Below are 12,786 nucleotides of genomic sequence, written 5' to 3' on the forward strand. Positions count from 1 at the left end.
GTCGGACGGGGCCTAGGATTCGTCCGGTGCACCGGACGAATCTGACCGCGGCGACCGCCGACGAATCCTGGGGCGGCCTCGGCCCGGAACTTGCGCCCGCGACCGAGCCGGGGCTGCGGCCGGAGGTGGCCGACGGCAACCGGATGGTCCTGGTGCAGGGGCCGGACGTGGTGTTCTCCGCCGAGGTCGACGACGACCGGTGCGGAGTCGAGTACCTCCGCACGGACCGCTACCGGTCACCCGTCGCCCCGTTGCGGGCCGCGGAGGCGCGCGCGGTCGGCGGGCAGGGGCAACCGTCCTGGTACGCCCGCTGGGCGCATCGCTTCGCCGGCGCCCTGGAAGCATCGCCCATCGGCCCGCTCCACGAGGGGCGGTGGGTGCTCTCCCGGCGACTCGTCGAGGAGGGGACGCCCCGGACCGGGGACGGGCCCGCCGGCCGATGGCGCTCCCGGCTGCTCGACGACCACCCCGACGGCTATGTCGACTGGTTCACCGGCTCATGGGGGGTCATGCCCCTGCGGCGGATGCCACCGCCCGACGACGGCAGGGTGAAGTCCTACCGCAAGCAGGCCCGGGAAGGCGTCCTGCCGCCCGTACTGCTCTGGTGGTTCAGCGGGCTCAACTGCTACGTGATCCTGGACGGCCACGCCCGTCTCGCCGCCGCCGTCGCCGAGGACCTGGAGCCGACGGTACTGACCCTTTCCCGCGCACCGTCCGAGGAACGGGCCAGGGCCGGGACGGACCGGGCCCTGTCGACCTATCACCTCACCATGTCCGTCCTGGACGGCCCCCATCCACTGACCGACCGCCGGGCCCCGGCCGGGGCGGCGAGCCGGCTGCTCGCCACCCAGCTGCACGACGTCGAGGTCGGCCACGCACCCACCCGCGCATGGCAGATGCCGGCGGCCCGCCGGACCGGACCGGGCACGCCCCGGGCGTGAACCCGGGCCCCGAGGACCCGTCCGTGCCTTCGCCGGGTCCGCCCGGCATCAGGCCCGGCTGACGCAGATGATGTTCTTGTTGTCGTCCACCTTCCAGTACCAGTAGCGCTGCCCGCCGTTCGTCGGGCAGATCTGGCCGCGGTACGACTTGGGCGCCCGGTAGTAGCCGGTGATCTGCGCGATCGACTGGCCCGCGACGGGCACCTTGTCCGAGTTGCAGCTCCAGACCACCAGCAGATCGGCGTTGCCGTTGCCGTCGAGGTCGGCGGGGAAGCACTGACCCTTGCGGAACTGACGGGTCAGGCACAGGGTCGTGTTCATGTCGTCGTTCGCGGCGTGGTACCACCTGCCCCGGCCGTTCCCCGACGGGCAGGGGTCGGGGGTGCCGCCGGTCGAGTAGGCGCGGGTGACGTAGACGTACGCGTTGGCGGAGTCGCAGTCGACCGGGACGGGCACCGTGGAGTTCCAGTTCCCGTGCCCGTCGTCGTAGGCGTTGAGGCATTGGCCGCTGCGGATGAACCGGAACGCCCGGTCCGTGGCGTCGGCGGTCGGGGTGGGCGTCGGCGTCCAGCTCCGGCTCGCGGTGGAGCCGTAGGTGCTGCCGGTGGTCGAGGTGCTGGTGGTGTCCGTCTTCCAGGGCTGCTGCCAGAGGAAAAGAATGATGGCGGCGAGCGGGATGAGCATCCACGCCTCGCCGGAGGACTTCTTCGCCGCAGGGGCGGGAGTCGGTACGGGGTCGGGCTCGGACTTGGGCTTGGACTTGGGGCGGGCCGAGGACGACGACGGGGCCGGGGCGGACGACGTGGCGCGGGCGCGCCGCGCGTTCCGCTCTTTCTCGGCCTCCTGGGCCTTCTCCTCCTCGGCGCGCTGCCGTTCCCGTTTCCGTTGCCGCTCTTGCTCCCGTTCCCGTTCCGCCGTGTACATCCGGGTGGGGTCCGGCGGTGGCACCACGCTCGTGCGCTGGTCCACGGTCACGGCGTCCGGGTCGATCCGGTTCGCGCGGGCCAGCTCCCGGCCCTGGGCCGCGTACTCCCCGATCAGTGCCGTCCAGCGCGGCGGCAGCCAGCGGTTCCCGCCGCGCGTGGTGGGCATCCCGGTCTGGTCCTCGCGGAACCGGGCGAGCAGTTCGGCCGGTGCGGGGCGTTCGGCGGGGTCGGTGGCCAGGCAGGGGCGGATGGTCGGTGCGAGTTCCCTGGGCAGTCCGTCGAGGTCGAGGTCGCCGCGTTGGACGCGGGCGAGCAGGCGCAGGGTGTCGCCGTCCGCGGCGTAGGGCGGGCGTCCGGTGGCGAGCAGGAACAGCGTCGCGCCCAGTGAGTACACGTCGGACGCGGTCGTCGATGCCTCGCCGCGGGCCTGCTCGGGCGAGGTGAAGGCGATCGTGCCCAGCGTCAGGCTGGTACGGGTGAGGTCGTCGGCGTGCGAGATGCCGAAGTCGATGACCCGGGGTCCGTCGAGCGGGAGCAGTACGTTCTGCGGTTTCACGTCGCGGTGGACGATGCCTTCGCGGTGGAGGGTGACCAGCGCCTCCGCCGTGCCCGCCGCCGCCCACCGCACCGCCGACGCGGGCAGCACCCCGCAGGTCCGGACGAGCTCGGAGAGCGGTGGCGCGGCGATGTAGTCGATGGCCATCCAGGGCCGCTCGGCGTCCGGATCGGCCTCCCGCACCCGCGCCGTGTACGTGCTGTCGATCCGCTGGGCGAGCTTCACCTCGCGGGCGAAGCGCCGCCGGTCGACGTCGCCGACCCGTCCCTCGGCCAACAGCGTCTTCACGGCGACGAGTTCCCCGCCGCCCTGTCCGCCGCCCCGGGCCAGATAGATCCGTCCCATGCCGCCGGACGCCAGCCGTCCGATCAGCCGGTACGGCCCGAGAACCGTCGGATCGTCCCCGCTCAGCGCCTGAACCCGCGCCCCGGCCATGTCATTCCCCCCGTCGCACCACCGCGCTCCCCTCACGGTGGCACGCGACCTCCCGCAGGACCACGGTCCGGGCTGTCCGGGACAGCGTGCGGACGGTCCGGGACAGCCCGGAACGCCGCTTCACGGGGCGGGCCCGGTCAGGCCGCCGAGGCGCAGATGATGCTCCGCCCCCTGTTCGCCCGCCAGTACCAGAACCGCTCCCCGCGCCCCGCCGTGCACGTCCGATCGATCCCGTCCGCACCCGACTTGTGCCACCAGGTGAAGCCCTGCCCCCGGTCGCAGCCACCGTCCCGACCGCCCCCATGACATGCAGCAGCGCCGCCGGGGGAGCGGCGGCGCTGCTGGTCATGGATGGTGCCGGTCCGTGGCTACGGCAGGCCGTGCACGTGCGGGCCCACCGCGTTCGACCAGGCGTTGCCCGACTTGGCGTCCCAGGCGGTCGACCAGGTCATCGCACCGCGGATGTCCGGGTACGTCTTCGAGGGCTTGAAGGAACCGCAGTTGGTGCCGGAGGCCAGGCAGTCCAGGGCCGCGTTCACCACCGACGGGGCGACGTAGCCGCCGCCCGCGGCGCTCGGCGATGCGGGGACGCCGAGACCGACCTGCGACGGGGCGAGGCCGCCCTCCAGCTGGATGCAGGCCAGCGCGGTGAGGAAGTCCACCGAGCCCTGCGAGTAGACCTTGCCGTCGCAGCCGAGCATCGCGCCGCTGTTGTAGTACTGCATGTTGACGACGGTCAGGATGTCCTTGATGTTGAGCGCCGTCTTGAAGTACTCGCCCGCGGTCGACTGCATGTCGATGGTCTGCGGGGCCATGGTGATGACGAGGCCGGAGCCCACCTTCTGCGACAGGGAACGCAGCGCCTTCGTCATGTACGTGGAGTTGAGGCCGTTCTCCAGGTCGATGTCGACGCCGTTGAAGCCGTACTCCTGGATCAGCGAGTGGAGCGAGTTGGCGAAGTTGGCCGCCGAGGCGTCGCTGTTGACGGAGACGGTGCCCTTCTCGCCGCCGACCGAGATGATGACGTTCTTCCCGGCCGCCTGCTTCGCCTTGATGTCGGCCTTGAACTGGTCGACGGTGTAGCCGTTCAGCCCGGCGGTGTCCAGGTTGAAGGTGACGGCGCCCGGCGTGGCGGTGGCGTCGGCGAAGGAGACCGCGATGATGTCGTAGTTCGCGGGCACGTCGCTGAGCTTCTGCACGGTCGCGCCGTTGTTGAAGTTCTGCCAGTAGCCGGTCACCGCGTGCTTGGGCACCGAGGTGCCGGGGCCGGGCTCGCCGCCGCCCTCCTTGGCGGTGCGGGCGCCGACCGCGGCGGACTTGGCGGACTCGCCGGCCGCGTTGGTGGCGGTCACCGAGAACTGGTACTCGGTGTCGGCGGCCAGCCCCGTGACCGTCGCCGAGGTCCCGGTGGCCGTGGTCGCCTTCGTGCCGTTGCGGTAGACGGTGTAGTTGGTCGCGCCCGGCACCGCGTTCCAGGACAGGGCCACGGAGGAGGACGTGGTCGTGCCGACGCCGAGACCGGCGGGCGGGGCGGGGATCTCGGGATCGGGGTCGGTGCCGCCACCGCCGTCGGGGCCGCTGACGGACACGTCGTCCACCAGATAGGCGGCCTGGCCGTACCAGCCGTGCGTGTAGACGTCGACCGAGGTGGTGTTCGGGCCGGTCCTGAAGCTGGTGGTGAGCTGGGTCCAGCTGCCGGAGCCGGGGGACCAGGTGGACACGTCGGTGGTTCCGGTGCCGCTCGCGCCGAGGTACGCGTAACCGCCCTGCACCCAGGAGCTGAGCGTGTACGTCGAGTCGGGCTTCACGGACACGGTCTGGGTGCACCGGGCGGTGCCCTGGCCGGTCGGGGTGGCCTGCAGCGCGGAGCTGCCGCCGTGCACCGGGGAGGAGACGGTGGTGGCGGTGCCGCCGGTGCAGGACCAGTTGGCGAGCCCGGACTCGAAGCCCGCGTTCCTGGCGACGTTGACGTCGGCGGCCTCGGCGCTGCCCGCCATGCCCGTGGCGGTCAGCGCACCGGCCGCGAGGACGGCCGTCGCGACACCGACGAACGGACGGTTGTAACGCCTGCGGATTCTGCGTCCGTTGACGGGGGAAGGTTCCACTTGCTGCCTCCGTGGGGAGTCGGGGATGCCTGCCGGGGTGCCTGGGGATGGGCCGGCGGGGTGGACCGGCGGCGCTTCGGAACGTCCGGGAGGTGACGGGCAGATGAAGGGGAGACGGAGTAGATGAACGGTGGCCACCGCTGGCCGACAAAACTGGTCCAGACCAATCGAGTTGTCAAGACCTCTGGCGGCGGAGGCCGTGACTGACAGGTCTGTTCGGCCCTTCAGAACAGCCCCCTCCGGGGGCCCGTGAATACCCCCGGAGGTGTCCCGGAGCACCCCGTTCCAACCTGTGGATTGACGTTTTGTTGCAGCCTCGCAACCTCATGCGGGTGAAGTGCCGGGGGTGTCCGGACAGTGACGAACCACCCCTCATCGGAGGGGGTACTGAATCCCCCTTCACCGCTCTGACGTGCGGCGATGAATTTCCGAGTCGGGTAACCGGAAGGTGTATCGGTAACCCTCCGCAGTTGTACAGAAGTTGACGATTTTCGATTTGATCCGATTTAGCACCGCGGCGTTACGCAGGCGCCTCGTACACGTTGTCGGACTGGCCTCTGAAAAGTGTTCTCTGCCAGGTAAGACGTGGATAAAGTGCTGAGGCAGAACCGCGGAGCAGGAGCGATTGCGGCCGACGTCATGACCGGCGTCGGTCGGAGCCGAAACGGGGAACAGCGTGCCGACCGCAATAGCAGTGACCAGTGCTGACCTGGTACTACCTCCGACCGATCAGCAGACGCCGACAGCCGCCCTGCTGCAGGCTCCGGACGCCCAGGCCCTGGAGATGGCCATCGGCGACATGCATGTGCTGCTCGAACAGCACGGCTATGTCGTCGCCGTCTATCCGACCGGCATCTCGTCCGCCCATGAACGTCGGCTCTACTCCGTCCGCGCGGTCCTGGAGAGCGATCGCATCGCCCTGGTGAAGGTGGACCTGCCGCCGCTGGGCGTGGCCGTGCTCGTACGGCAGCTGCGCCAGCTGTCCATCTGCGACTTCAGCCCGGGAGTGGTCGCCTCCGCCGCCCGGTTGCTGACGCACTACATCCACGCGGGCGCCCTGCTGCACTCGGTCGCCAAGTTCGACCGGGTCCCGGTCGACCTCAGGACGCACGCCCAGTCCTGGGTGCCCGGCTCCCAGTTCGCCGTGGTCGCGGCGCCCGAACCACAGCTCGTCAAGGTCGGTCCGAAGGCGGAGCCCCCGACCGGCCCCGAGTTCGCCACTCATCTGATGACCGCCAAGGGGCAGTCGCAGTCCGAGTGGGTGAAGGAGACCCTCGCGCCCGCGTGGAAGGTCCAGTCCGTCCACGAGGCCACGCTCCCCTCCGCCTCCCCCGCCTGGTGGGGAACCGGGAAACTGGTGGAATTCGCCGCCTACCTGCCAGACCTCTCCGTCCTGTACCAGCTGGTCTCCTCCGTACGCCGGGAGAACTGTCACTGGTGCGGGATGGAACTCATCGGTGATCGCTGCGGGTTCTGCTCCTCCCCGCTTCCCGCGGCCGAGAACCGAACACACCCAGCCGGTGTCCTCAGCCATGGAGCGCTCGCACCACCGCAGTCCTAGCGCTTCCGCTTTCCTCCGTAGACGCCTTTCCGTCCGCTGCCCCCAGCATCCGAATCGAACGAGGTTGTCCGGCCCATGAACTCCCGTCAGCGCCGCGGCGTGATACTCCTGCTCTTGTCGGTTCTGTGCGCCTTCGGCGCCTTCGCCGGCGTGCTCTCGGTCATCAGCGATGTCAACTCCAAGGTCGGGCCGGAGGTCTCGGCCTACCAGCTGAAGTCCGACGTGGCCCCCTACACCGCTCTGTCCGCCGGGCAGTTCGAGAAGATCTCGATGCCCAAGCGCTGGCTGTCCACCAACGCGGTGACGGACCTCTCCGAGGTCAACGGCAAGATCGCCGTCACCCAGCTGCGCAAGGGTTCGCTGCTCCAGTCCGACATGATGCAGCGGCGCCCCGAACTGCAGCCCGGGGAGCAGGAGATCGCCATCATGATCGACGCCGCGACCGGTGTCGCGGGCAAGATCACCCCCGGCGCCACCGTCAACATCTACGCCACCTTCGCCGGTGAGCGCGACGGCGACCCCTCCCAGTCGAAGGTCATCGTCTCCAACGCCAAGGTGCTGGACGTCGGCAAGCTGACCGCCCTGGAGCCCCGCACCGACGGCAGCAAGAGCAACATGGGCACCGAGGCCGTCCCGATCACCTTCGCGCTCAACACGCTCGACACCCAGCGCATCGCCTACGCCGAGTCCTTCGCGGAGCACGTGCGCCTCGCCCTCCTGGCCTCCGGCAGCGACAGCACCATCCGTCCCGGCGACCGCACCTACACGCTCGACAAGGACAAGTGAGGATCGAATGACCACGAGGATCCTCCCGGCCGTCGGTGACGTCGACGCGGCCAGATCCGTCACCACCCTGCTCAGCCAGCTCCCCGAAGCGGAGCCGGCCGCCCCGGTCAGTGACTCGACGCAGCTCATCGACACCCTCGCCCGGCTCGCCGGCGAATCGCTCGACGACCTGCCCGAGGTCGTCCTGGTCCACGAGCGGATCGGGCCGGTGCCGGCACTGGAACTGATCCGGGAGGTCTCCCTCCGCTTCCCCGCCATCGGTGTCGTGCTGATCACCGCCGATGTCACCCCCGGTCTGTTCTCGTCCGCGATGGAGTCGGGCGCACGAGGCGTCGTCACCCTCCCCCTCAGTTACGAAGAACTGGCCAACAGGGTTCAATCCGCGGCCCAATGGTCCGTCGGGGTGCGCCGTCACCTGTCCACCGGCAACGACGTGTTCACCGGACCCGGCGGTACGGTCGTCACCGTCAGCGGCGCCAAGGGCGGCGTGGGCGCCACCATCACCGCCGTGCAGCTGGCCCTGGCGGCCCAGGCGTCCGGGCGCACCGTCGCCCTGGTCGACATGGACCTCCAGGCCGGCGACATCGGCTCGTACCTCGACGTGCAGTTCCGGCGTTCCATCGTCGACCTGTCGACGATCACCGACATCTCGCCGCGCGTCCTGGCCGACGCCGTGTTCAGCCACGACACCGGCCTGTCGCTGCTGCTCGCCCCCAGCGAGGGGGAGAGCGCCGAGGAGGTCACCGACCGCTCGGCCCGGCAGATCGTCAGCGCCCTGCGCTCGCGCAACGAGGTCGTGGTGATCGACTGCGGGAGCCAGCTGAACGGCGCCAACGCGGCGGCCATCGAGATGGCGGACACCTCGCTGCTGGTCACCACCCCCGACGTGATCGCGGTGCGCGGCGCCAAGCGGGTCGTACGGATGTGGGACCGGCTCCAGATCCGCAAGGCGGAGGAGACGGTCACCCTCGTCAACCGCTTCATCCGCAACACCGAGATCCAGCCGCAGCTGATCGAGAAGATCACCGGCACCAGGACGGCCGACACGGCCGTCCCCGCGAACTTCAAGGAACTCCAGAGCGTCGTCGACGCGGGTCGACTGCACGAACTCGATTCCAAGAGCACGGTCAAACAGGCCCTCTGGGCCCTTGCGGGAGAGCTGGGCATCGTCAAGGTTCCTGAGAAGGCGGAAAAGAACGGCGCGAAGAGCAACGCGAAGTTCAAGAACGACCGGGGCTCGATCGGGCGCCGGCGCGACAGCGACTCCCGGAACCGGGCGACGACCTAGGGGGCAAGTTGACCAATGGCAATCACCGAGACGAGAGACACGGAGATACGGGGAAGGCAGCACGGTGACCCTTCCCCGGCACGGGGTCCGGAACGAGATACCGCACGACGCCCGATACGCGGTCGGCTGTCCGGCCGCGGGCGCGACCGGGGCCAGACCGCGATCGAGTTCCTGGGCGTCACACCGCTGATCATCCTGCTGATGATCGCGCTCTGGCAGTGCGCGCTGATCGGCTACACGTTCTCCCTGGCGGGGAACTCCGCGGACAAGGCGGCGCACGCGGGAGCCATCGCGCAGAGCATGCGCGGTCAGGCGTGCCGGGACGCGGCCAAGGAGAACCTGCCGGACGCCTGGGAGGACGAGATGAAGAACCCCAGGTGCCGCACCTCCGGCGGCATGTACAAGGCCGAGGTCAAGCTCCAGGTGCCGATCCTGGTGCCCGGCGTACTCAACTGGCCGTTCCAGGTCAAGGGCAACGGCGCATTCCCGGTGGAGGCGGACCGACGATGAGCAATCACACTCCCGACTCCGGCGCCACGGCCACCCGCCGCGACCGCGGCCAGGTCGCCATCGAGTATCTGGGCTTCATCCCCCTGATGCTCCTGTGCGGCCTCCTCGCGATCCAGGCGGGCCTCGCCGCGTACGCCGCCAACCAGGCGGGCACGGGGGCCCGCGCGGCGGCGCGTTCGGCCAGCATGTCGCTCGGAGGCGGCTGCGACGTCGAGGCGGGCAAGGACGCGATGAGCGGCTGGACCGCCAAGCGCGCCCGCATCCGCACCAGCGGTTCCGGCCAGGAGGTCACCTGCACGACCCGCGTCAAGGTGCCCGACATCCTTCCGGGCGTCAACATCTGGGGCACCGCCGAGCGCAGCTCCACGATGCCCCGCACCTGACGCCCGCGGCACGCCGCTCCACGATCTCTCCAGCGGCTCAACAAGCAAGACGGAACGAGGAGTTACGCAATGAGCCTGCGGGCACGCATGAGCGCCCCCGAGAAGAACGGCGGGGCGCGGGAGGACAGCCACATGGTGGCCACCTACCGCGCCAAGCTGCTCGAAGAGATCGACCTGGCGGAGATGTCCTCGCTCGCCGCCGCGGACCGGCGGGCCCGGCTGGAGCGCGTGCTCAGCCACATCATCAGCCGTGAGGGGCCGGTCCTCTCGACGGTCGAGCGCACCCAGCTGATCCGCCGGGTCGTGGACGAGGCCCTCGGCCTCGGCATCCTGGAACCGCTCCTGGAGGACGCGTCCATCACCGAGATCATGGTGAACGGGCCGGACCAGATCTTCGTGGAGCGCAGCGGCAAGGTCGAGAAGCTGCCGATGCGTTTCAGCTCGCACGAGCAGCTGATGCAGACCATCGAACGCATCGTGTCGACGGTCAACCGCCGTGTGGACGAGCAGAACCCCATGGTCGACGCGCGTCTGCCCAGTGGCGAGCGTGTCAACGTGATCATCCCGCCGCTGTCGCTGACCGGCGCCACGCTCACCATCCGACGGTTCCCCAGGGCCTTCACGCTCCAGGAAATGATCAACGTCGGCTCGCTCGACGATCAGATGCTGATCCTGCTGGCGGGCCTCGTCCAGGCCAAACTCAACGTCATCGTGTCCGGAGCCACCGGTACCGGGAAGACGACACTCCTCAACGCGCTCTCCGGCCTGATCCCCGACAGCGAGCGCATCGTCACCATCGAGGACTCCGCCGAGCTCCAGCTCCAGCAGAGCCATGTCATCCGGCTGGAGTCCCGGCCGGCGAACGTCGAGGGCAAGGGCCAGATCACCATCCGTGACCTGGTCCGAAACTCCCTGCGTATGCGTCCCGACCGCATCGTCGTCGGTGAGGTCCGTGGCGGCGAGTCGCTCGACATGCTCCAGGCGATGTCGACCGGTCACGACGGCTCGCTCGCCACGGTCCACGCCAACAACGCCGAGGACGCGCTCATGCGTCTGCAGACCCTTGCCTCGATGTCCGAGATCAAGATCCCCTTCGAGGCGCTGCACGACCAGATCAACAGCGCCGTCGACGTGATCGTCCAGCTCACCCGGCACGCCGACGGTTCCCGAAAGATCACCGAGATCGCCGTCCTCGACTCCCACGGACGCGACCCCTACCGCATCGTGACCGTCGCCAAGTTCGACGCCCAGCCGATGGACGCCGAGGGACGGATCAACGGCGAGTTCAACTACCTCCCCATCCCGCGCAGGATCGCCGAACGCCTCTACATGGCCAGCCAGCCCATCCCGCAGGCCTTCGGAGTCGCCGAATCCGCCGATCAGCTCGCCACCCGAGAGGCCAACTAGGTAACGCGCCATGACGAATCTTCCTCTACTCACCATCGGTGTGACGCTGCTGGCCGGCGTCACGGGTGTGGTGGGCCTGCACGCCTACAGCGGTGGCAAGGCCGACCGGGACGCCCTGGTGGACCGGCTCTCGCACACGGGGCACATCCCGGAGACCGGGCGGCGGCGCCGCTTCCGGGGCTTCGACGCCAAGCTGCGCAAGATCGGTCTGGGCCGGAAGCTCGAACTCAAGCTGGCCGCCACCGGTCTGGAGCTCACCCCGGGCGAGTTCTTCGTCTACGCGCTCGCCGCCCTGGCCGGGCTCTGGATGATCGCCTCGTCGCTCCTCGCCAGCTTCTTCGGCCCGGTCGCCGCCCTGATCGGCCTCTGGGGCACCAACGCCTTCCTGAACTGGCAGCGGACCAAGCGCACCGAGCGCTTCATCAACCAGCTCCCCGAACTCGCCCGCATCCTCGCCAATGCCACCCAGGCCGGCCTGGCCCTGCGCACCTCGATCGGCATGGCGGCGGACGAGATGGAGAACCCGGCCGGTGAGGAACTGGCCCGGGTCTCCCGGCGCCTCGCCGTCGGCGAGTCCCTCGACGACGCGCTGAGCGAACTGACCGACCGGCTGCCCTCCCGCGAACTCGTCGTCCTCGTCACCACCCTCGTCCTGTCCAACCGGGCCGGTGGTACGGTCGTCAGCTCGCTGCGCAACCTCACCGAGACGCTGGAGGAGCGCAAGGAGACCCGCCGAGAGGTCAAGACCCAGCTCTCCCAGGTCACCGTCACCGCCTACGCCGTACCGATGTTCGGGCTGGGGACCATGCTCCTGATGGACGCGGTCATGCCCGGCGCGCTCGACCGGATGACCGGCGCCTTCATCGGCCAGACCGCGGTGGTCATCTCCATCGTCCTGTACGCGATCGGATTCATCGTGATCCGCCGCATGTCCAAGATCGACGTCTGATGGGCGGGGCGAACATGGATCTGGTGCTCGCAGGCATCATGGGGCTCGCGGTGTACGGCGCCATCGCCGGTATCCGCATGTACCGCCGCGACGCGAAGCTTCCCGGCGACCTCGCGATCGCGCTGGAGGTCGGCTCCACCCGCACCAGCGCGGTGGGTTCCGGCATCGACCGTCTCGGCATGCGCTGGGCCCCCGCGGTCCTGCGGATGATGGGCCCCAAGGCCGTCAACAAGAAGCGCCGCCAGATCGACATGGCGGGCAACCCGGGCGGTCTGACCATCGACCGCTACGCGGCACGCCGCGCCGTCTACGGCGGCCTCGGCGCGCTCGGCGCCTTCAGCATGCTCATGCGCGGCCAGATCTTCCTGGCCCTGCTGCTGGTCGCCTTCGGTATTTTCTGGGTCGAGGTCGGCCTCTGGTCCGCGGTCCGCATCCGCCGCGACCACATCGACCGGACCCTTCCCGACTTCCTCGACGTCCTCGCCGTCGTGGTCTCCGCGGGCCTCGGCTTCCGGCAGGCCCTGGCCAGGGTCGCCGAGAAGTACGAAGGCCCCTGGGCCGACGAACTGCGCATCACCCTGCGGCAGATGGACATGGGCGTCAGTCGTCGTGAGGCGTTCGAGCAACTGCGCAGGCGCAACGACTCGGAGCAGGTCGCGATGTTCGTGACCACGCTCCAGCAGGGCGAGGAGCTCGGTGCGCCGATCGTCGAGACGCTGATCCAGATCGCCAACGACATGCGGCGCACGGACGCCCAGAACGCCCGCCGGAAGGCGGCCAGGGCCGTCCCCAAGGCCACCTTCGCGGTCACCACGTTCCTGCTGCCCGGAACGCTGGTGCTGCTGACGGTCGGCTTCGTCTACGGGGCCAACATCGACTTCGGGTTCCTCGCGGGCGGATGACGTGGACGACGCGGACGGTGGGCAGGACGGTCGGAAG

11 protein-coding genes are annotated in these 12,786 nt (G+C 69.6%); 9 read left to right on the forward strand and 2 right to left on the reverse strand.

The window, feature by feature from the left end; all coding sequences use genetic code 11:
* Nucleotides 1-26: 26 nt before the first annotated feature.
* A complete protein-coding gene (locus tag ABZZ04_RS22430) occupies nt 27-941 on the forward strand; it encodes a hypothetical protein (RefSeq protein WP_356933954.1) in 915 nt (304 codons plus the stop codon).
* Nucleotides 942-989: 48 nt separating this feature from the next.
* Here the strand turns inward: ABZZ04_RS22430 and ABZZ04_RS22435 are convergent, their stop codons facing one another.
* The gene (locus ABZZ04_RS22435) at nt 990-2,858 is read right to left on the reverse strand and encodes a serine/threonine-protein kinase (protein ID WP_356933955.1); all 1,869 of its coding nucleotides are present in this window, start codon (nt 2,856-2,858) and stop codon (nt 990-992) included.
* A gap of 368 nt (nt 2,859-3,226) precedes the next feature.
* Nucleotides 3,227-4,933 (reverse strand): glycoside hydrolase family 18 protein, encoded by a 1,707-nt coding sequence (locus ABZZ04_RS22440; protein ID WP_356934034.1) that lies wholly within the window; start codon nt 4,931-4,933, stop codon nt 3,227-3,229.
* 724 nt (nt 4,934-5,657) lie between these two features.
* Between ABZZ04_RS22440 and ABZZ04_RS22445 the strand changes: the two genes are divergently transcribed.
* The 8 genes from ABZZ04_RS22445 to ABZZ04_RS22480 all read left to right on the forward strand — a co-directional run bounded on the left by ABZZ04_RS22445 (nt 5,658) and on the right by ABZZ04_RS22480 (nt 12,749).
* Complete coding sequence (locus tag ABZZ04_RS22445; protein WP_356933956.1) at nt 5,658-6,524, forward strand: hypothetical protein; 867 nt, start codon at nt 5,658-5,660, stop codon at nt 6,522-6,524.
* A gap of 75 nt (nt 6,525-6,599) precedes the next feature.
* On the forward strand, nt 6,600-7,310 hold the full coding sequence (gene cpaB, locus ABZZ04_RS22450) for a Flp pilus assembly protein CpaB (RefSeq protein ID WP_356933957.1): 711 nt from the start codon (nt 6,600-6,602) through the stop codon (nt 7,308-7,310).
* A 7-nt stretch (nt 7,311-7,317) separates the two neighbouring features.
* Nucleotides 7,318-8,598, forward strand: coding sequence for an AAA family ATPase (locus ABZZ04_RS22455; RefSeq protein WP_356933958.1), 1,281 nt, complete (start codon nt 7,318-7,320; stop codon nt 8,596-8,598).
* 162 nt (nt 8,599-8,760) lie between these two features.
* Entirely contained in the window at nt 8,761-9,108 is a 348-nt protein-coding gene (locus ABZZ04_RS22460) for a pilus assembly protein (protein WP_356934035.1), read from the forward strand.
* Nucleotides 9,105-9,491 (forward strand): TadE/TadG family type IV pilus assembly protein, encoded by a 387-nt coding sequence (locus ABZZ04_RS22465; protein WP_356933959.1) that lies wholly within the window; start codon nt 9,105-9,107, stop codon nt 9,489-9,491. The genes ABZZ04_RS22460 and ABZZ04_RS22465 overlap by 4 nt, the downstream gene beginning before the upstream one ends.
* Before the next feature lie 69 nt (nt 9,492-9,560).
* The gene (locus ABZZ04_RS22470) at nt 9,561-10,898 is read left to right on the forward strand and encodes a CpaF family protein (protein WP_356933960.1); all 1,338 of its coding nucleotides are present in this window, start codon (nt 9,561-9,563) and stop codon (nt 10,896-10,898) included.
* A 10-nt stretch (nt 10,899-10,908) separates the two neighbouring features.
* Nucleotides 10,909-11,847, forward strand: a complete 939-nt coding sequence (locus ABZZ04_RS22475) for a type II secretion system F family protein (protein WP_356933961.1) — start codon at nt 10,909-10,911, stop codon at nt 11,845-11,847.
* A gap of 14 nt (nt 11,848-11,861) precedes the next feature.
* Entirely contained in the window at nt 11,862-12,749 is an 888-nt protein-coding gene (locus tag ABZZ04_RS22480; protein WP_356934036.1) for a DUF5936 domain-containing protein, read from the forward strand.
* Nucleotides 12,750-12,786 lie beyond the last annotated feature (37 nt).

The organism is Streptomyces sp. NPDC006435, assembly GCF_040612315.1.
GTDB lineage: Bacteria > Actinomycetota > Actinomycetes > Streptomycetales > Streptomycetaceae > Streptomyces.

What these genes read in the sequence shown, in the direction of transcription:
- ABZZ04_RS22475 (WP_356933961.1), top strand. Translation starts at nt 10,909, where the DNA reads ATGACGAATCTTCCTCTACTCACCATCGGTGTGACGCTGCTGGCCGGC.
- ABZZ04_RS22465 (WP_356933959.1), top strand. Translation starts at nt 9,105, where the DNA reads ATGAGCAATCACACTCCCGACTCCGGCGCCACGGCCACCCGCCGCGAC.
- ABZZ04_RS22470 (WP_356933960.1), top strand. Translation starts at nt 9,561, where the DNA reads ATGAGCCTGCGGGCACGCATGAGCGCCCCCGAGAAGAACGGCGGGGCG.
- ABZZ04_RS22455 (WP_356933958.1), top strand. Translation starts at nt 7,318, where the DNA reads ATGACCACGAGGATCCTCCCGGCCGTCGGTGACGTCGACGCGGCCAGA.
- cpaB (WP_356933957.1), top strand. Translation starts at nt 6,600, where the DNA reads ATGAACTCCCGTCAGCGCCGCGGCGTGATACTCCTGCTCTTGTCGGTT.
- ABZZ04_RS22435 (WP_356933955.1), bottom strand. Translation starts at nt 2,858, where the DNA reads ATGGCCGGGGCGCGGGTTCAGGCGCTGAGCGGGGACGATCCGACGGTT.
- ABZZ04_RS22480 (WP_356934036.1), top strand. Translation starts at nt 11,862, where the DNA reads ATGGATCTGGTGCTCGCAGGCATCATGGGGCTCGCGGTGTACGGCGCC.